Origin of the sequence: Pseudomonas shirazica (assembly GCF_015168335.1) — a bacterium.
GTDB lineage: Bacteria > Pseudomonadota > Gammaproteobacteria > Pseudomonadales > Pseudomonadaceae > Aquipseudomonas > Aquipseudomonas asiatica.
Window position 1 is genome coordinate 1053519 of the sequence record NZ_CP063456.1, and the last position, 19894, is coordinate 1073412.

The 19894-nt window shown below is 62.9% G+C and carries 16 protein-coding genes and 3 tRNA genes; 18 read left to right on the forward strand and 1 reads right to left on the reverse strand.

What is annotated here, in order from left to right; translation table 11 throughout:
• Positions 1 to 65 precede the first annotated feature (65 nt).
• From IMX18_RS04800 to astE, 11 genes are all read left to right on the forward strand, one after another.
• Positions 66 to 755 (forward strand): ABC transporter permease, encoded by a 690-nt coding sequence (locus IMX18_RS04800; RefSeq protein ID WP_003260113.1) that lies wholly within the window; start codon positions 66 to 68, stop codon positions 753 to 755.
• Positions 752 to 1450: an ABC transporter permease gene (locus tag IMX18_RS04805; protein WP_003260115.1), complete on the forward strand. Its 699-nt coding sequence runs from the start codon at positions 752 to 754 to the stop codon at positions 1448 to 1450. The genes IMX18_RS04800 and IMX18_RS04805 overlap by 4 nt, the downstream gene beginning before the upstream one ends.
• Positions 1451 to 1472: 22 nt before the next feature.
• Positions 1473 to 2237, forward strand: a complete 765-nt coding sequence (locus IMX18_RS04810; RefSeq protein WP_013973655.1) for an ABC transporter ATP-binding protein — start codon at positions 1473 to 1475, stop codon at positions 2235 to 2237.
• Positions 2238 to 2335: 98 nt separating this feature from the next.
• Positions 2336 to 3316: a transcriptional regulator ArgR gene (argR, locus tag IMX18_RS04815; protein WP_102083780.1), complete on the forward strand. Its 981-nt coding sequence runs from the start codon at positions 2336 to 2338 to the stop codon at positions 3314 to 3316.
• Between the two features lie 559 nt (positions 3317 to 3875).
• Positions 3876 to 5096 (forward strand): aspartate aminotransferase family protein, encoded by a 1221-nt coding sequence (locus IMX18_RS04820; RefSeq protein ID WP_100412927.1) that lies wholly within the window; start codon positions 3876 to 3878, stop codon positions 5094 to 5096.
• A gap of 147 nt (positions 5097 to 5243) precedes the next feature.
• Positions 5244 to 6263: an arginine/ornithine succinyltransferase subunit alpha gene (gene aruF, locus IMX18_RS04825; protein ID WP_013973652.1), complete on the forward strand. Its 1020-nt coding sequence runs from the start codon at positions 5244 to 5246 to the stop codon at positions 6261 to 6263.
• Between the two features lie 78 nt (positions 6264 to 6341).
• Entirely contained in the window at positions 6342 to 7370 is a 1029-nt protein-coding gene (gene astA / locus IMX18_RS04830; protein ID WP_013973651.1) for an arginine N-succinyltransferase, read from the forward strand.
• A complete protein-coding gene (astD, locus tag IMX18_RS04835; protein WP_039612610.1) occupies positions 7371 to 8834 on the forward strand; it encodes a succinylglutamate-semialdehyde dehydrogenase in 1464 nt (487 codons plus the stop codon).
• A gap of 23 nt (positions 8835 to 8857) precedes the next feature.
• A complete protein-coding gene (astB, locus tag IMX18_RS04840; protein WP_015271266.1) occupies positions 8858 to 10207 on the forward strand; it encodes an N-succinylarginine dihydrolase in 1350 nt (449 codons plus the stop codon).
• Between the two features lie 14 nt (positions 10208 to 10221).
• Positions 10222 to 10512, forward strand: a complete 291-nt coding sequence (locus tag IMX18_RS04845; protein ID WP_003256592.1) for a topoisomerase II — start codon at positions 10222 to 10224, stop codon at positions 10510 to 10512.
• Between the two features lie 10 nt (positions 10513 to 10522).
• A complete protein-coding gene (gene astE / locus IMX18_RS04850; protein WP_217190721.1) occupies positions 10523 to 11530 on the forward strand; it encodes a succinylglutamate desuccinylase in 1008 nt (335 codons plus the stop codon).
• Between the two features lie 21 nt (positions 11531 to 11551).
• Here the strand turns inward: astE and IMX18_RS04855 are convergent, their stop codons facing one another.
• Positions 11552 to 12832, reverse strand: a complete 1281-nt coding sequence (locus IMX18_RS04855) for a M91 family zinc metallopeptidase (RefSeq protein ID WP_085721189.1) — start codon at positions 12830 to 12832, stop codon at positions 11552 to 11554.
• Between the two features lie 265 nt (positions 12833 to 13097).
• Between IMX18_RS04855 and alaS the strand changes: the two genes are divergently transcribed.
• From alaS to mgtE, 7 genes are all read left to right on the forward strand, one after another.
• Positions 13098 to 15722, forward strand: coding sequence for an alanine--tRNA ligase (gene alaS, locus IMX18_RS04860; RefSeq protein ID WP_015271263.1), 2625 nt, complete (start codon positions 13098 to 13100; stop codon positions 15720 to 15722).
• An 84-nt stretch (positions 15723 to 15806) separates the two neighbouring features.
• Positions 15807 to 17042, forward strand: a complete 1236-nt coding sequence (locus IMX18_RS04865; protein ID WP_013973645.1) for an aspartate kinase — start codon at positions 15807 to 15809, stop codon at positions 17040 to 17042.
• Between the two features lie 166 nt (positions 17043 to 17208).
• Positions 17209 to 17397: a carbon storage regulator CsrA gene (gene csrA, locus IMX18_RS04870; protein ID WP_003254503.1), complete on the forward strand. Its 189-nt coding sequence runs from the start codon at positions 17209 to 17211 to the stop codon at positions 17395 to 17397.
• Positions 17398 to 17469: 72 nt separating this feature from the next.
• Positions 17470 to 17560: transfer RNA gene (locus IMX18_RS04875), tRNA-Ser, on the forward strand.
• Between the two features lie 106 nt (positions 17561 to 17666).
• A tRNA-Arg gene (locus IMX18_RS04880) sits at positions 17667 to 17743 on the forward strand.
• 71 nt (positions 17744 to 17814) lie between these two features.
• A tRNA-Arg gene (locus IMX18_RS04885) sits at positions 17815 to 17891 on the forward strand.
• A gap of 531 nt (positions 17892 to 18422) precedes the next feature.
• Positions 18423 to 19865: a magnesium transporter gene (gene mgtE, locus IMX18_RS04890; protein ID WP_015271262.1), complete on the forward strand. Its 1443-nt coding sequence runs from the start codon at positions 18423 to 18425 to the stop codon at positions 19863 to 19865.
• The last annotated feature ends 29 nt before the right edge of the window (positions 19866 to 19894 follow it).

Consider the following 19894-nt stretch of genomic DNA (forward strand, 5'->3'; position numbering starts at 1 on the left):
TGGTGCAAACAGCAGAGGCTCTGAGGTTTGCACCATTTTTCATTCTCTAGGTCGAGGACCTCATCATGTTGAAAGGCTACGGGGCAGTCATCCTCGACGGGGCGTGGCTGACGCTTCAGCTCGCCCTGTCGTCGATGGCCCTGGCCATCGTGCTCGGCCTGATCGGTGTGGCACTGCGCTTGTCGCCGGTGCGCTGGCTGGCCTGGCTGGGCGATCTGTATTCCACGGTGATTCGTGGTATTCCGGACCTGGTACTGATCCTGCTGATCTTCTACGGCGGGCAGGACATCATCAACCGGGTTGCGCCGCTGCTCGGTTATGAAGACTACATCGACCTGAATCCGCTGATCGCGGGTATCGGTACCCTGGGCTTCATCTTTGGTGCCTACCTGTCGGAAACCTTCCGCGGTGCGTTCCTTGGTATTCCGAAAGGCCAGGCCGAAGCCGGCGTGGCGTATGGCATGAGCAACCGCCAGGTGTTCTTCCGCATCCAGGTGCCGCAAATGATTCGCCTGGCGATCCCGGGCTTCACCAACAACTGGCTGGTGCTGACCAAGGCCACCGCGCTGATTTCGGTAGTGGGCCTGCAGGACATGATGTTCAAGGCCAAGCAGGCGGCCGATGCCACCCGCGAGCCTTTCACCTTCTTCCTGGCGGTGGCGGCCCTGTACCTGGTGCTGACCAGCATCTCGCTGCTGGCCCTGAAGTATCTCGAGCGCCGCTACTCGGTTGGCGTCAAGGTGGCTGAACTATGATCTTCGACTACAACGTCGTCTGGGAGGCACTGCCGATGTATTTCGGCGGCCTGCTGACCACCCTCAAGCTGCTGGCGATTTCGCTGTTCTTCGGGCTGCTGGCGGCCATTCCGCTGGGCCTGATGCGGGTGTCCAAGCAGCCAGCGGTCAATCTCGTGGCGTGGCTTTACACCTACGTGATCCGCGGCACGCCGATGCTGGTGCAGCTGTTCCTGATCTACTACGGCCTGGCGCAGTTCGAGGCGGTGCGCGAAAGCTTCCTGTGGCCGCTGTTGTCCAGCGCTACCTTCTGCGCCTGCCTGGCGTTCGGCATCAACACCAGTGCCTACACCGCCGAAATCATCGCCGGCAGCCTCAAGGCCACGCCGCATGGCGAAATCGAGGCGGCCAAGGCCATGGGCATGTCGCGCATGAAGATGTACCGGCGCATCCTGCTGCCGTCGGCCCTGCGCCGGGCGCTGCCGCAGTACAGCAACGAAGTGATCATGATGCTGCAGACCACCAGCCTGGCGTCGATCGTTACCCTGATCGACATCACTGGCGCTGCGCGCACGGTCAATGCCCAGTACTACCTGCCTTTCGAGGCCTATATCACGGCGGGCGTGTTCTACCTGTGCCTGACCTTCATCCTGGTGCGCCTGTTCAAGATGGCCGAACGCCGCTGGCTCGGCTACCTGGCGCCGCGCAAGCACTGACCGCTTTGTGAGAATCGACAGCATGTACAAACTCGAAGTCCAAGACCTGCACAAGCGCTACGGCAGCCATGAAGTGCTCAAGGGCGTGTCCCTGTCGGCCAAGGCAGGCGATGTCATCAGCATCATCGGCTCCAGCGGTTCGGGCAAGTCGACCTTCCTGCGCTGCATCAACCTGCTGGAGCAACCGCACGCCGGCAAGATCCTGCTCAACAACGAAGAGTTGAAGCTGGTACCGGGCAAGGATGGTGCGCTCAAGGCAGCCGACCCGCGTCAGCTGCAGCGCATGCGCTCGCGCCTGTCGATGGTTTTCCAGCACTTCAACCTGTGGTCGCACATGACCGCGCTGGAAAACATCATCGAAGCGCCGGTGCATGTGCTGGGCGTGAACCGCAAGGAAGCCCTGGAAAAGGCCGAGCACTACCTGGCCAAGGTCGGAGTCGCCCACCGCAAGGACGCCTTCCCGGGGCACATGTCCGGCGGCGAGCAGCAGCGTGTGGCAATTGCCCGGGCGCTGGCCATGGAGCCGGAGGTCATGCTGTTCGACGAGCCGACCTCGGCGCTGGACCCGGAACTGGTGGGCGATGTGCTCAAGGTGATGCAGTCGCTGGCCCAGGAAGGCCGCACCATGGTGGTGGTGACCCACGAAATGGGCTTTGCCCGTGAGGTTTCCAACCAGCTGGTGTTCCTGCACAAGGGCCTGGTGGAAGAAACCGGCTGCCCGCGCGAAGTGCTGGCCAACCCGCAGTCGGAGCGCCTGAAGCAGTTCCTCTCCGGCAGCCTGAAGTAAAAGCTGCATTTTTGCACCAGAATAGGGCATGCTGCGCGGCGAGCGCAGCCTGACCCGGCGCACAGACTCGAACGACCTCAGGTTTCGGACCGCACCCTATGACCACCCAGCGAATCGGTTTTCTCATTTGGCCCAGCACCCGGCCCTTGACCCTGGCGCTGGCCGAGGAAGTGTTGCAGGTGGCGCAGCGGGTGCACCCGGAGGTGGTCTACGATCTGGTCTTTCTGCAGGCGGAGTCGGCGCAAGAGGGTAGCTGGCGTTTGCCGGGCGAGCCGTGGAACGGTCGCCTGGAGGGGTGTCACAAGCTGTTCCTGTTGGCTGACGAGCAGCCGCCGGCGGTGGGGGCTGCGTTGTCTACGGCGCTCAAGCAGTTGGCGCGCAGTGGCTGCATGATTGGCGGCCTGTCGGCCGGGGTCTACCCTCTGGCGATGCTGGGCCTGCTCGACGGTTACCGGGCTGCGGTGCACTGGCGCTGGCAGGATGATTTTGCCGAGCGCTTCCCCAAGGTTATCGCCACCAGTCACCTGTTCGACTGGGACCGCGATCGCCTGACCGCTTGTGGCGGCATGGCCGTGACCGACCTGCTGCTGGCAGTGTTGGCCCGTGATCACGGGGCGGAGCTGGCCGGGGCGGTGTCGGAGGAACTGGTGGTCGAGCGCATTCGCGAGGGTGGCGAGCGCCAGCGTATTCCGCTGCAGAACCGCCTGGGCTCCAGCCACCCCAAGCTGACCCAGGCGGTGCTGCTGATGGAAGCCAACATCGAAGAGCCGCTGACCACCGACGAAATTGCCCAGCACGTGTGCGTGTCGCGCCGGCAGCTGGAGCGCATCTTCAAGCAGTACCTGAACCGTGTGCCGAGCCAGTATTACCTGGAGCTGCGGCTGAACAAGGCGCGGCAGATGCTGATGCAGACCAGCAAGTCGATCATCCAGATCGGGCTGTCCTGCGGCTTCTCCTCGGGGCCGCATTTTTCCAGCGCCTACCGCAACTTCTTTGGCGCAACGCCGCGGGAGGATCGCAACCAGCGGCGTAGCAGCAGCCCGTTCGAACTGAGCTCGGCGCCTGCCGAAAAAGGCTGATATTTCGAGGGGGTTTGGGGCGTATGCCTTGGTTTTGATGGTGCGGCGGAAATCGAGCGCCGCCCACGCGGCGCTTCGCGGGACAAGCCCGCTCCCACATTTGTTGCAACTTGCCGAACCTGTCAGGCCATTGTTGTCAGCCTTGTTGCCTTGACGCGGTTTCCCGGCTGGCGCTACCGCCGTCTCGCCAGTCTCAAACTCTCCGCCAAAGCTGGCAACGCCTTTCCCACAGGCATGGCCACGTTGCAACAAATGTGGGAGCGGGCTTGTCCCGCGAAGCGCCGCGCGGGCGGCGCTCGGTCTCACAGGCGCCGCCCCCGTTTCGCCGAACCTCCCTGGCCCCTCACAAACCTTCGTGTACACCCGTTCACCCAGCCCCCTCTCTCCCGTACACTGCGCGATTGCGACAGTGTTTGTCGCATTGCCGAAAGCCTTGTCAAAACTGGGTTTTGCGCTGTAACAAGTTGTCGCTTGGCCGCAAGGACAGGCGCGGATCAGTCCTTACAATCCCCCCATCGCTCGCCACTTCCAGGCCAGCGTTCCTCTTCAGGAGACTCAGATGTCCGTTGAGCAAGCCCCGGTGCAACGTGCCGATTTCGACCAGGTCATGGTCCCCAACTATTCTCCGGCGGCCTTCATTCCTGTGCGAGGCGAGGGCTCCCGTGTCTGGGACCAGTCGGGTCGCGAATTGATCGATTTTGCCGGTGGCATCGCGGTCAACGCCCTGGGCCACTGCCACCCGGCACTGGTCAAGGCCCTGACCGAGCAGGCCAATACCCTCTGGCACGTATCCAACGTGTTCACCAACGAGCCGGCCCTGCGCCTGGCCCGCAAGCTGGTGGACGCCACCTTTGCCGACCGTGCGTTCTTCTGCAACTCCGGCGCTGAGTCCAACGAGGCCGCCTTCAAGCTGGCCCGTCGTGTTGCCCACGACCGCTTCGGCCCGGAAAAGCACGAAATCATCGCCACCGTGAACAGCTTCCACGGCCGTACCCTGTTCACCGTAAGCGTCGGTGGCCAGCCGAAGTACTCCGATGGTTTCGGCCCGAAGATCACCGGCATCAGCCATGTGCCGTACAACGACCTGGAAGCGCTGAAGGCACAGATTTCCGACAAGACCTGCGCCGTGGTGATCGAGCCGATCCAGGGCGAGAGCGGCGTGGTGCCGGCCGACAAGGCCTACCTGGAAGGCGCGCGCAAACTGTGTGACGAGCACAACGCCCTGCTGATCTTCGACGAAGTGCAGACCGGCGTTGGCCGTACCGGTTCGCTGTATGCCTACCAGCACTACGGCGTTACCCCGGACATCCTGACCAGCGCCAAGAGCCTGGGCGGTGGTTTCCCGATCGGTGCCATGCTGACCACCACCGAACTGGCCAAGCACTTGGCCGTCGGCACCCACGGCACCACCTACGGCGGCAACCCGCTGGGCTGCGCCGTCGCCTGCGCGGTGCTGGACGTGGTCAACACCCCGGAAACCCTGGCCGGTATCAAGGCCAAGCATGAGCGCTTCAAGGGCCGCCTGGAGCAGATCGGCCAGAAGTACAACCTGTTCAGCCAGGTGCGTGGCGTTGGCCTGCTGCTGGGCTGCGTGCTGACCGAGGCCTGGAAAGGCAAGGCCAAGGACGTGCTCAACGCCGCCGAGAAAGAAGGCGTGATGGTGCTGCAGGCCGGCCCGGATGTGGTCCGCTTCGCGCCAAGCCTGGTAGTTGAAGACGCCGACATCGACGAAGGCCTGGACCGCTTCGAGCGCGCCGTGGCCACCCTGACCAAGGGCTGATCCGCCCGCGGTCCCTTTGCCGGCCACGGTGCAGGCTCAGCCCGAGTCTGTACCGGGCCGGTGATACCCGATTCCAGTGCAGGTGCCAGTGCATCTGCCGTTTTTCCGTGCCGCCGTGAGCGGCCCGTATTCCAAAGGAGTGACACCATGCTGGTGATGCGCCCCGCGCAAATGGCTGATCTGAACGAAGTGCAGCGCATGGCTGCAGACAGCCCCATTGGTGTCACCTCGCTGCCGGACGACACCGCTCGCCTGGGCGACAAGATCGCCGCATCCGAGACTTCCTTCGCCGCCGAGGTCAGCTTCAACGGTGAAGAAAGCTACTTCTTCGTGCTCGAGGACAGCGAAACCGGCAAGCTGGCCGGTTGCTCGGCCATCGTCGCTTCAGCGGGCTACTCCGAGCCGTTCTACAGCTTTCGTAACGAGACCTTCGTGCACGCCTCGCGCGAGCTGAAGATCCACAACAAGATCCATGTGCTGTCGCTGTGCCATGACCTGACCGGCAACAGCCTGCTGACCAGCTTCTATGTGCTGCCGGAACTGGTGAACAGTGGCTGGGCCGAGCTCAATTCGCGTGGCCGCCTGCTGTTCATGGCCGCTCACCCGGAGCGTTTCGCCGACTCGGTGGTGACCGAGATCGTCGGCTACAGCGACGAGCAGGGCGAATCGCCGTTCTGGGATGCCATCGGTCGCAACTTCTTCGACCTCAACTACGCCGACGCCGAGCGCCTGTGCGGCCTGAAGAGCCGCACCTTCCTCGCCGAACTGATGCCGCACTACCCGATCTACGTGCCGCTGCTGCCTGACCTGGCTCAGGAAGCCATGGGCCAGGTGCACCCGCGGGCGCAGATTACCTTCGACATCCTCATGCGCGAAGGCTTCGAGACCGAGCACTACATCGACATCTTCGACGGTGGCCCGACCCTGCATGCGCGTACCTCGGGTATCCGCTCGATCGCCCAGAGCCGGGTTGTGCCGGTGAGGCTCGAGGAAGCCCCGGTCAAGGGCGGGCGCCCGTACCTGGTGTGCAACGGCCAGTTGCAGGACTACCGCGCGGTGCTGCTGGACCTGGACTGGGTGCCCGGCAAGCCGGTCAGCCTGAGCCCGGCAGCCGCCGAGGCGCTGGGGGTGGGCGAGGGTGCCAGCGTGCGCCTGGTTGCGGTCTGAGGTCTGGCAACAGACGTTTCGGGATTGATGCGTTAGAAGAGTTTCGCGCCGGCCGCCGCCGCCGCAAAAGGAGATAGCATGATCGTTCGTCCTGTACGCAGCAGCGATTTGCCTGCGTTGATCGAATTGGCACGCAGCACCGGTACCACCGGGCTGACCACGCTGCCGGCCAACGAAGAGCGCCTGGGGCATCGCGTTGGCTGGGCGGAGAAGAGCTTCCGCGGCGAAGCCGAGCGTGGCGACACCGACTACCTGTTCGTGCTGGAAAACGACGAAGGCATGGTGGTGGGCATCAGTGCCATCGCCGGTGCCGTCGGCCTGCGCGAGCCCTGGTACAACTATCGGGTCGGGCTGACCGTCAGCGCCTCGCAGGAGCTGAAGATTTACCGCGAAATCCCCACCTTGTTCCTGGCCAACGACCTGACCGGCAACTCCGAGCTGTGCTCGCTGTTCCTGCGCAGCGACTACCGCTCCGGCCTCAACGGCCGCCTGCTGTCGCGGGCGCGCATGCTGTTCATCGCCGAGTTCCCCGAGCTGTTCGGCAAGAAGATCATCGCCGAAATGCGCGGCATGTCCGACGAGCAGGGCCGCTCGCCGTTCTGGGAAAGCCTGGGCCGGCACTTCTTCAAGATGGAGTTCAGCCAGGCCGACTACCTCACCGGCGTGGGCAACAAGTCGTTCATTGCCGAACTCATGCCGAAGTTCCCGCTGTACACCTGCTTCCTGTCCGAGGCGGCGCGCAACGTGATCGGCCGCGTGCACAAGGACACCGAGCCGGCGCTGGCCATGCTCAAGCAGGAAGGCTTCAACTACCAGGGCTACGTCGACATCTTCGACGCCGGCCCCGCCATCGAGTGCGACACCTCCAGGATCCGCGCCGTGCGCGAGAGCCAGACCCTGGTGCTGGCGGTGGGCACGCCGGGCGATGACGCGACGCCTTACATCATCCACAACCGCAAGCGCGACGACTGCCGCATCACGGCCGCACCTGCGCGGCTGGCTGCCGGTACCCTGGTGGTCGACCCCTTGACCGCCAAGCGCCTGCGCATGGGCGCCGGCGACAACGTGCGCGCCGTGCCGCTGTCGGCAAGCCGGGAGGCCCAGTAAATGACCACGCATTACATCGCAGGCAATTGGCAGGTTGGCCAGGGCGAAACCCTGCAGTCGCTCAACCCGGTGACGCAAGCCGTCGTCTGGCAGGGGCAGGGCGCTGACGCCAGCCAGGTGGGTGCCGCCGTGCAGGCTGCGCGTCAGGCCTTCCCGGCCTGGGCGCAATTGAGCCTGGAGGCGCGTATCGATGTGCTGGAGAAGTTCGCCGCGCAACTGAAAGCGCATGCCGAAGCCATGGCCCAGTGCATCGGCGAGGAAACCGGCAAGCCCCTGTGGGAGTCGGCGACCGAAGTCACCAGCATGATCAACAAGGTCGCGATCTCGGTGCAGAGCTACCGCGAGCGCACCGGCGAGAAGAGCGGCCCGCTGGCCGATGCCACGGCCGTGCTGCGGCACAAGCCCCATGGCGTGGTGGCGGTGTTCGGCCCGTACAACTTCCCTGGTCACCTGCCCAACGGCCATATCGTGCCAGCGCTGCTGGCTGGCAACTGCGTGGTGTTCAAGCCCAGTGAGCTGACGCCCAAGGTGGCCGAACTGACCGTCAATTGCTGGATTGCCGCCGGGCTGCCGGCGGGTGTGCTCAACCTGGTGCAGGGTGCGCGCGAAACGGGTGTGGCGCTGGCCGCCAACCCAGGTATCGATGGCTTGTTCTTCACTGGCTCCAGCCGCACCGGGAACCTGCTGCACCAGCAGTTCGCCGGCCGCCCGGACAAGATCCTGGCCCTGGAAATGGGCGGTAACAACCCGCTGGTGGTGGACGAGGTCAAGGACCTCGATGCGGCGGTGTACACCATTATCCAGTCGGCGTTCATTTCCGCCGGCCAGCGCTGCACCTGCGCCCGTCGTCTGCTGGTGCCGCAAGGCGCTTGGGGTGATGCGCTGATCGCGCGCCTGGTCGAGGTGAGCAGATCCATCACGGTCGGGGCGTTCGACCAGCAGCCGGCGCCGTTCATGGGTTCGGTGATCTCGCTGCAGGCGGCGCGGGCGCTGATTGCGGCCCAGGCCGAATTGGTCGCCAAGGGCGCCGTGAAGCTGCTGGAAATGACCCAGCCACAGGCCGATGCGGCACTGCTGACCCCGGGCATTGTCGATGTCACCGCTGTGGCCGAGCGCCCGGACGAAGAGTTCTTCGGCCCGCTGCTACAGGTGATCCGCTATGCCGACTTCGATGCCGCCATCGATGAGGCCAACAACACCCAGTACGGCCTGGCCGCCGGCTTGCTGTCCGACTCCCACGCCCGTTACCAGTACTTCTGGCTGCGCAGCCGCGCCGGCATCGTCAACTGGAACAAGCAACTGACCGGTGCCGCCAGCAGTGCGCCGTTCGGCGGCGTGGGTGCCAGTGGCAACCACCGCGCCAGCGCCTACTACGCAGCGGACTACTGCGCTTACCCCGTGGCTTCGCTGGAGACCGCCAGCCTTGCCTTGCCGGCAACCTTGACGCCGGGCGTCACCCTATAACAACAGGTCACGGAGCCTAGCCGATGAAATCCTACGAAGTGAATTTTGATGGCCTGGTGGGGCCTACCCACAACTATGGCGGCCTGTCCTACGGCAACGTGGCTTCGCAGAGCAACAGCCAGCAGGGTTCCAACCCGCGCGAAGCCGCGCGCCAGGGCCTGGCGAAGATGAAAGCGCTGGCCGACATGGGCTTCAAGCAGGGCGTGCTGGCGCCGCAGGAGCGCCCGGACGTGGCTGCACTGCGCCGCCTGGGCTTCAGCGGCAGCGATGCCGAAGTGATCCAGCGTGCCGCCAAGGAGGCCATGCCATTGCTGGTGGCCAGTTGCTCGGCTTCGAGCATGTGGGTGGCCAACGCCGCCACGGTCAGCCCCAGTGCCGACACTGCCGATGGCCGCGTGCATTTCACTGCTGCCAACCTCAACTGCAAGTACCACCGCAGCATCGAGCACCCGACCACCAGCCGCGTGCTGGGGGCCATGTTCAGCAACGACAAGCACTTTGCCCACCACGCGGCACTGCCTGCCGTGGCACAGTTCGGTGACGAGGGGGCGGCCAACCACACGCGCTTCTGCCGTACCTATGGCGAGGCCGGCGTGGAGTTCTTCGTCTACGGCCGCAGCGCCTTCGACAGCCGCTACCCGGCGCCGCAGAAGTACCCGGCCCGGCAGACCCTGGAAGCCTCCCAGGCCGTGGCCCGGCTGCATGGTCTGGGCGATGACGGCGTGGTCTACGCTCAACAGAACCCGGCGGTGATCGACCAGGGCGTGTTCCACAACGATGTGATTGCGGTGGGCAACGGCGAGGTGCTGTTCTACCACGAGGACGCTTTCCTTGAGACGGACGCGGTACTTGGCCAGCTGCGAGCTAAACTGGCCAGCAAGGGTGGCAACTTCCAGGCCATCTGCGTGCCGCGGGCGGCGGTGACGGTAGAGGACGCAGTGCGTTCATACCTGTTCAACAGCCAGTTGCTCAGCCGCGACGACGGCTCCATGCTGCTGGTGGTGCCGGAAGAGTGCCGCAACAACGAGCGGGTCTGGGCCTATCTGGGCCAGTTGACCAGCCAGGGCGGCCCGGTGCGGGAGGTGAAAGTGTTCGACCTCAAGCAGAGCATGCAGAACGGCGGTGGGCCGGCTTGCCTGCGTTTGCGCGTGGCGTTGAAGGAAACGGAACTGGCAGCGGTCAACCAAGGCGTTATCATGACCGCCTCGCTGTACGACACCCTGTTGCAGTGGGTCGACAAGCATTACCGCGATCGCCTTGGCGAGGCGGACCTGGCCGACCCGCAATTGCTGGTGGAATGCCGTACGGCACTGGACGAATTGACCCAGATCCTGAAGTTGGGCTCGGTGTATCCGTTCCAACGCCAACCTTGAAGAGAGACTTTGCAATGACCGACGCCCTGCGCCTTATCCTGGAAGATGAAGACGGCACCCAGCTGGAAACTTCCTGCACCCGCTTTGCCGTTGTCTGGCAAGGCAAGGAAGTGTGGATTCAGCAGGATGGTCGTGGCCAGCTGCTGATCGGCGTGGATGTCGAGGAAGACGACACCGAGTACGCCAACCTGCTGCTGCGCCCGATGGCCACCAACCTGGTCAGCCTGCAGCTGGAAATGGAACCGGCGGAGGTCGGCGAAGACGACGATCACGTCCATGGCCCCGATTGCGGCCACCACCACTAAGGAAGTACCTATGCTCGCCCTTGGCAAATTGCTTGAGCTGACCCTCACCGATCACGAACCGGCCGAGAAGACCCAAGTGACACCCAAGGGCGCGCGTTTGCGCTGGCTGGGGGAGGGCGCGCTCGAAGTGCGCCCGGCCGAAAACGAGGATTGCGGGCTGGACTTGCTGCTGTCCGCCGGCATCCACGGCAACGAAACGGCGCCGATCGAGTTGCTCGAGCGGCTGCTGCATGGCGTGGCCAACGGCAAGATCAAACCCAAGGCCCGGGTGCTTTTCCTGTTTGGCAACCCCGCAGCGATCCGCAAGGGCGAGCGCTTCATCGAGCAGGACATCAACCGCCTGTTCAACGGCCGCCACGAGCTGTCCAGTGGCTTCGAGGCATTGCGTGCCGCCGAGCTGGAACAGTTCGCCCGGGTGTTCTTCAGCAAGACGGGGCGCAGCCGCCTGCACTACGACCTGCATACCGCCATCCGCGGCTCGAAGATCGAGCAGTTCGCCTTGTACCCTTATAAAGAGGGGCGCAAGCATTCCCGTCGCGAGCTGGCACGCCTGGCGGCGGCGGGCATGGAGGCGGTGTTGTTGCAGAGCAAGTCTTCCATCACTTTCAGCGCCTTCACCTATGAGCAGTTGGAGGCCGAAGCCTTCACCCTGGAGTTGGGCAAGGCCCGCCCGTTCGGCCAGAACGAGGAGGTCAACCTCGACAAGCTGGAGGAGCGGCTGATCAGCATCATCGAAAACACCGAGCCCGAAGGCGAAGGCTCGCTGGATGGCCTGCAGCTGTTCAGCGTTTCCCGCGAGATCATCAAGCACAGCGACAGCTTCCACCTGCACCTGCCTGCGGACATCGAGAACTTCTCCGAGCTGAGCAAGGGCTACTTGCTGGCCGAGGACCTGGCCGAGACGCGTTGGGTGGTCGAGGAGGAGGGCGCGCGCATCATCTTCCCCAACCCCAAGGTCAAGAATGGCCTCAGGGCGGGGATTCTGATCGTTCCCGACTCCGGCCAGCGATTAGGCTGAGCTGGCCCCGATAGCCTGGGTTCATGGCTGTGTGCGCAGCTCCAGTTGCAACGCCTGACGCAGCCCGTTTTCAGTGAAGGCGGGTGGGTTGGTGTTCAGGGCGGTGCTGCCGCCGAATGTGAACCTGCAATCGGTGGGCAAGCCGATGCTCTGTAGCAGCAGGTTGTCCACCGGATAGGCGCCGTTTTTGCCTTGAACCTCGGTCTGGCCCGGAAAGACGGTGCCTGACATCGAGTTCCAGCCTTGGCACAGGCAGCGGTACAGGTCGAGCAGTGGCAGTTGCGCAGCGGTCGACCAGCCTGGGTTGTATGCCAGTGTGCCGCCGCTGTATCCCCAGCTACTCTGGTTTTCGTCGATGATGAAGTGGCCTTCGTCTTCATCTTCTTCGTGGTCGCTGGGTGTATAGGTCGTGAATTGGTGTCTGGCTGCTTCGATCACGCTGATCGGGGCTCCGGACTGCCCGGCCTTTTTATCCAGGGCCGCCAGTAGCGCCTGGCCACAGGGTAGTTTGCGCAGCAGTTCCAGCGCATCCTCTGCCGCTTGGCTGAATTGGTCGCTACCCGTCACTCGCACGCCGATATTGCCCAGGGCCTGATGTTCGGCCATCACGGGCCGGGCCAGTCGTGCATCGTTTTCGGCATTGCGGTAGAACTCGACCCTGGATGACTCGCGGCCAAGCAGGCGGTGCCCCGTGGCGTTGACAACCGCGTCGCCCTTGTCGATGAGTACCGGGCCGCTACCGACCACAATCTGGTGCGTGCCGGTATGGGCGTCGATGTGGACGATACCTGCGCCGGTCTCGATCCTGTTGCCGGTCCCTATCATGTCGATCAGCACCGTCTTCTTCACCTCCGGGGCTATGACCACGTGGTGATTGCCATCGGTGAGGCGAATGGCAATGGCTTGGGCGGTATGCGCGGGGACCATGAATACCGCATCGTTGATGGTCACTTCCAGCAGGCATTCGCGCGGGGCGATACGTACGCGCTTTTGCTGTTCATTCGCGCGCAGCGCACGCGGGGCCACGTTGAAGACCAGCAACTCGCTGTTCGGGGTGCTGCGGCGATAGCGCCGCCCCAATGGATAGGCGCGTTCGAGGGTGATTCGCACATTTTCGTCGGCCTGGATGTACTTGACCTCGGTCTGCTGCCGAGGGTTGTCTTCGTTATTGTCGAAGGCGGTTTGCGAGTGGCCGGGTTCCCGGGCGTCGATGTAGTAGATCGGTCTCGGGTTGGCCTGCATGATGCCGTGGGGTAGCGGATGCGGGTCCGAGTGGAGTTTGGATATGTTCAGCTCAGGCATGGAGTGCTCCGGCAGCGAGGGTGGGCCGGCAGGATCCCGTTCCACTGCCCGGGTCAGGTGTTGCTTATGTACCGCATGGGTGGGCCCGCAGGTCTGCTTTTCCGCCCTGGTCGTGCTAATGAACGGCTTTTCATCCGCCGATTGCTGTTCTGGTGTACAAACACACTGTATCTCCCGTTCAGGCTGGATATAATGGCGCCCTTTGCCGTCGTTTCGTCGATTCGACGTATTAGCCCAAACGGCCGCCGTTTCCGTGGAAGAACCTATGAAAAGCGCAGAAATCCGTGAAGCCTTCCTTCGCTTCTTCGAAGAGCAGGGACATACCCGAGTCGCCTCCAGTTCGCTGATCCCGAACAACGACCCGACCCTGCTGTTCACCAATGCCGGCATGAACCAGTTCAAGGACTGCTTCCTCGGTGCGGAGAAGCGTGCCTACACGCGTGCCGTCAGTAGCCAGAAGTGCGTGCGCGCAGGTGGCAAGCACAACGACCTGGAAAACGTCGGTTACACCGCGCGTCACCACACCTTCTTCGAAATGCTGGGCAACTTCAGCTTCGGTGACTACTTCAAGCGCGACGCGATCACTTTCGCCTGGACCTTCCTGACTTCGGAAAAATGGCTGAACCTGCCCAAGGAAAAGCTCTGGGTCACCGTCTACGCCACTGACGACGAAGCCTACGATATCTGGACCAAGGAAGTCGGCGTGCCGGCCGAGCGCATGGTGCGCATCGGCGACAACAAGGGCGCCCCGTACGCTTCCGACAACTTCTGGACCATGGGCGACACCGGCCCATGCGGCCCGTGCACCGAGATCTTCTACGACCACGGCCCGGACATCTGGGGCGGCCCACCCGGCTCGCCGGAAGAAGACGGCGATCGCTACATCGAGATCTGGAACAACGTCTTCATGCAGTTCAACCGCACCGCCGACGGCGTGCTGCACCCGCTGCCAGCGCCGTCTGTGGACACCGGCATGGGCCTGGAGCGCGTCAGCGCCGTGCTGCAGCACGTGCACTCGAACTACGAGATCGACCTGTTCCAGAACCTGCTGTCGGCCGCGGCCAAGGCCATCGGTTGCAGCAATGAGGGCCAGGCCTCGCTGAAAGTGGTCGCCGACCACATCCGTTCGTGCGGCTTCCTGATCGCCGACGGCGTGCTGCCGTCCAACGAAGGCCGTGGCTACGTGCTGCGCCGCATCATTCGCCGCGCCTGCCGCCACGGTAACAAGCTGGGCGCCAAAGGCAGCTTCTTCTACCAGATCGTTGCCGCGCTGGTCGCTGAAATGGGCGAGGCCTTCCCGGAACTGAACAGCCAGCAGGCGCACATCGAGCGCGTGCTCAAGGCTGAAGAAGAACAGTTCGCCAAGACCCTGGAGCAGGGCCTGCGCATCCTTGAGCAGGACCTGGCCCAGCTCGAGGGTGATGTGGTGCCGGGCGACGTGGTGTTCAAGCTGTACGACACCTACGGCTTCCCGATGGACCTGACCGCCGACATCGCCCGTGAGCGCGAGCTGACCATCGACGAAGCCGGTTTCGAGCGCGAGATGGACGCCCAGCGTGAACGTGCCCGTTCCGCCAGCGCCTTCGGCATGGACTACAACAGCCTGGTCAAGGTCGACAGCGCCACCGAGTTCCTCGGCTACGAGGCCACCGAAGGCCAGGGCAAGATCATCGCCCTGTACAAGGACGGCCAGGCCGTCGACCAGCTGGGTGAAGGCGAGCAGGGCGTGGTCGTGCTCGACCGCACGCCGTTCTACGCCGAATCCGGTGGCCAGGTGGGCGACACCGGCTACCTGCAGGCTGGCGCTGCGCGCTTCGACGTGCGCGACACCACCAAGACCGGTGGTGCCTTCCTGCACCACGGCGTGGTTGCCAGCGGTGCGCTGGTGATCGGCTCCCCGGTCGAGGCCAAGGTCGATGCCGACGTGCAGCACGCCACCTCGCTGAACCACTCCGCCACCCACCTGCTGCACGAAGCGCTGCGCCAGGTACTGGGCGAACACGTACAGCAGAAAGGCTCGCTGGTCGACAGCCAGCGCCTGCGTTTCGACTTCAGCCACTTCGAGGCGGTGAAACCGGAGCAGATCAAGGCCCTGGAAGACATCGTCAACCGTGAAGTGCGCAAGAACACTGCGGTGGAAACCGAACTGACCGACATCGAAACCGCCAAGGCCAAGGGTGCCATGGCGCTGTTCGGCGAGAAGTACGGCGACACCGTGCGTGTGCTGAGCATGGGCGGCGATTTCTCGGTGGAGCTGTGCGGCGGTATCCACGCCAAGCGCACCGGTGACATCAGCCTGTTCAAGATCATCAGCGAAGGCGGCGTGGCCTCTGGCGTGCGCCGTATCGAAGCGGTCACCGGCGCTGCTGCGCTGGCCTACCTGAACGCTGCCGAAGAGCAGGTCAAGGAAGCCGCGCAGCTGGTGAAGGGTAACCGCGACAACCTGATCGACAAGCTGTCGGCTGTGCTCGAGCGCAACCGCCAGCTGGAGAAGCAGCTGGAACAGCTGCAGGCCAAGGCCGCCAGCGCCGCCGGGGATGATCTCTCCAACGCGGCCGTTGAGGTCAAGGGCGCCAAGGTGCTCGCCGCCCGCCTGGATGGACAGGACGGCAAGGCACTGCTGGCGCTGGTCGATCAGCTGAAGAACAAGCTCGGCCACGCAGTGATCCTGCTGGGCAGCGAGCATGAGGGCAAGGTTGTGCTGGTGGCCGGCGTGACCAAGGACCTCTCCAGCCAACTCAAGGCTGGCGATCTGATGAAACAAGCCGCTGCGGCGGTGGGTGGCAAGGGCGGTGGTCGTCCGGACATGGCTCAGGGTGGCGGCGTCGACGTCGCCGCACTGGACCAGGCCCTGGCGCTGGCCGTGCCATTCGCAGAGCAGGGACTTTGAGATGAGGGGGCCGGCGGTCTAGTCGCCGGCCTCTTCATGTTGGATTGTTTTTTGGGGCCCTGTATGGGCTGAGGCACCATTGAAATGGCGTTGATCGTACAGAAATTTGGCGGCACCTCTGTCGGTTCCATCGAGCGGATCGAGCAGGTAGCCGATAAGGTCAAGAAACACCGTGAAGCGGGCGACGACCTGGTGGTTGTGCTGTCGGCAATGAGCGGTGAAACCAATCGCCTGATCGACCTGGCCAAGCAGATCACCGATCAGCCGGTTCCGCGTGAGCTGGACGTGATCGTGTCGACCGGTGAGCAGGTCACCATTGCCTTGCTGACCATGGCCTTGATCAAGCGCGGTGTGCCAGCGGTGTCCTACACCGGCAACCAGGTGCGCATTCTCACCGACAGCGCACACAACAAGGCGCGCATCCTGCAGATCGACGACCAGAAGATTCGTGCCGACCTCAAGGAAGGCCGCGTGGTCGTGGTAGCAGGCTTCCAGGGCGTCGACGAGCACGGCAGCATCACCACGCTTGGCCGTGGCGGCTCCGACACCACGGGTGTGGCCCTGGCGGCTGCGCTGAAGGCTGACGAGTGCCAGATCTACACCGACGTCGATGGCGTCTACACCACCGACCCGCGTGTTGTGCCGCAGGCCCAGCGCCTGGAGAAGATCACCTTCGAAGAGATGCTGGAAATGGCCAGCCTCGGTTCCAAGGTGCTGCAGATCCGTTCGGTGGAGTTCGCCGGCAAGTACAACGTTCCGCTGCGCGTGCTGCACAGCTTCAAGGAGGGTCCGGGTACCCTCATTACCATTGATGAAGAGGAATCCATGGAACAGCCGATCATTTCCGGTATCGCCTTCAACCGTGATGAAGCCAAGCTGACCATTCGCGGCGTGCCGGACACCCCGGGCGTGGCCTTCAAGATCCTCGGCCCGATCAGTGCCTCGAACATCGAGGTCGACATGATCGTGCAGAACGTTGCCCACGATAACACCACCGACTTCACCTTCACCGTGCACCGCAACGAGTACGAGAAGGCGCAGAGCGTGCTGGAAAACACTGCCCGCGAAATCGGTGCCCGTGAAGTGATCGGCGACACCAAGATCGCCAAGGTCTCGATCGTCGGCGTCGGCATGCGTTCGCACGCCGGTGTTGCCAGCCGCATGTTCGAAGCCCTGGCCAAGGAGAGCATCAACATCCAGATGATCTCCACCTCCGAGATCAAGGTTTCGGTCGTGATCGAAGAGAAGTACCTGGAGCTGGCCGTACGCGCGCTGCACACCGCGTTCGAGCTCGACGCCCCGGCACGACAGAGCGAGTAATACGCTGCCTGGAAGGGCGCGGCTTGCCGCGCCCTTCGCGTTTCTGCTCGCCACGCAGGCCCGTCCTGCCCTGTGTGGCGATCAACCAGGCCCAGGTCGTCGTCCACGACCAGGCCGCGACACCCAAGACTGTTACCCCCTGAATGTTTTGCGTAAGGAGAAAGCTATGTTGATTCTGACTCGTCGGTGCGCCGAGAGCCTGATCATTGGAGACGGCGAGATCACCGTGACGGTGCTCGGCGTAAAAGGCAACCAGGTGCGTATTGGCGTCAGCGCCCCGAAAGAAGTGGCTGTACACCGCGAGGAAATCTACCTGCGGATCAAGAAAGAGAAGGACGAGGAGCCAAGCCTTTAATTTTTTTGAAGTTTTTTTCAAAAAAAGGGTTGCAAACGAGGAAGAGCCTGTTTAATATTCGCCTCGTGTTGCGGTGAGGTGGCCGAGTGGCCGAAGGCGCTCCCCTGCTAAGGGAGTATACCTCATAAGGGTATCGGGGGTTCGAATCCCCCCTTCACCGCCATTATTCGCTTAGAGCGCTGCAAACGGTAAGAACGCTAAGTAGTTGATTTTAAACGAAAAAGTTCTTGCAAAAATGTTTCAGCGACCTATAATGCGCGGCAAGACACGGACTCATAGCTCAGCTGGATAGAGTACTCGGCTACGAACCGAGCGGTCGGAGGTTCGAATCCTCCTGAGTCCGCCACTTTTGAAGTGGCTTTGCTTGCAAGGCTGCTTCAATCAACCAGTGGTAATCTGGTCTAAAAATACCACCACGGACTCATAGCTCAGCTGGATAGAGTACTCGGCTACGAACCGAGCGGTCGGAGGTTCGAATCCTCCTGAGTCCGCCACACCAAATCAAGAAGCCCGCTCAGTTGAGCGGGCTTTTTGTTTTTCTACGCCAATGAATTGTTGCTGATGTCGATCTACGCTCTTCTGTAATGATTGTGGTGTAGCTTGGGGTCGCCATGCGGCCCATCGCCGGCAAGCCAGCTCCCACAGGTATCGCGCTGCTCTCTGGACTGTGTTGTCCCTGTGGGAGCTGGCTTGCCGGCGAAAGGGCTGCAAAGCAGCCCCGAATTCGATCAGGTATCGCATACACATCCAGGCACACAACAAATGTGCTTTAACCGCCAGACCCACCGTCGCACTGATAGCTTCGAGCGTTGTCCCAGCTTTATCACGCAAACGATTGTTCTGGCCAAAAATTTTAAGCGATCTGACAGCTTTAGCAGTGTATGATTGCGCCCGTCAGCCCCGCCGGGGCTTGTGGAAAACCACCATGGACTTACCCAGTAGTTACTCGCTAACAAGATTCATACAGAAAGATCTGACCGATTGATTCTCCCGGCGTGCTCCGCTGCTGGGAGTGGAGTTCGCCTATGACTGAAGTAGAAGTAAAAAAAGCGCAGGAAAGCCTGCAGGACCGCCTGGCCCAGGTGGTCGAACTGCTGCAGCGCCAGCGCGTGGTAGAAGACCTGACCCACCGTCAGGAAGGCGCCCACCACGACCTGGTGGAAAACCTGGTCCACCGCCAGAACCTCGTCGAGCTGCAGCGCAAACTCGACGACCTGCACCCCGCCGACATCGCCTACATACTCGAAGCATTGCCCCTGGAAGACCGCCTGACGGTCTGGCAGCTGGTGCGCTCGGATCGCGATGGCGACATCCTGCTGGAAGTGTCCGACGCCGTGCGGCAATCGCTGATCGCCGACATGGACGATCACGAGCTGCTCGCCGCCGCCAAGGAAATGGACGCCGACGAGCTGGCCGACCTGGCTCCAGAGCTGCCGCGTGACGTTGTTCACGAGCTGATGGAAACCCTCGATGCACAGCAACGCGAGCGCGTGCGTTCGGCGCTTAGCTACGACGAGGAGCAGGTTGGTGCGCTGATGGACTTCGAGATGGTCACCATCCGCGAAGACGTCAGCCTGGAAGTGGTGTTGCGCTACCTTCGCCGCCTGAAAGAGCTGCCGAACCACACCGACAAACTCTTCGTGGTCGACTATGACGGCATTCTCAAGGGCGTATTGCCGATCAAGCGCCTGCTGGTCAACGACCCGGAGAAGAAGGTGGCGGAGGTCATGGCGACCGATCCGGTCTCCTTCCACCCCGAGGAAGATGCCTATGATGCGGCGCAGGCCTTCGAGCGTTACGACCTGGTATCTGCGCCAGTTGTGGACAAGAACGAACGCCTGATCGGCCGCTTGACCATCGACGAAATGGTCGACCTGATTCGTGAGGAAAGCGAAAGCGAAGTGCTGAACATGGCCGGTTTGCGCGAGGAAGAAGACATCTTCGCCTCGGTCTGGCGTTCGCTGCGCAACCGCTGGGCCTGGTTGGCCATCAACCTGATTACCGCTTTCGTTGCCTCGCGAGTGATCGGCCTGTTCGAAGGTTCGATCGAGAAACTGGTGGCCCTGGCCGCACTGATGCCGATCGTGGCAGGCATTGGCGGCAACTCCGGTAACCAGACCATCACCATGATCGTGCGTGCCATGGCGCTGGACCAGGTGTCACCGGGCAACACCAGCCGCCTGATGCGCAAGGAGCTGGCGGTATCGCTGCTCAACGGCCTGATCTGGGGCGGGGTGATCGGTGCGGTGGCGTTCTGGTTGTATGGCAGCTGGTCGTTGGGCCTGGTGATGACTGCGGCGATGACCTTGAACCTGCTGTTGGCGGCCTTGATGGGGGTGTTGATTCCGATGACCCTGACACGCCTGGGGCGCGACCCGGCGATGGGCTCCAGCGTGATGATTACCGCGGTGACCGACAGTGGTGGGTTCTTCATCTTCCTCGGGCTGGCGACAGTGTTTCTGCTGTAACCCGCGGATCGCGTCTCTTGCAGGGACAC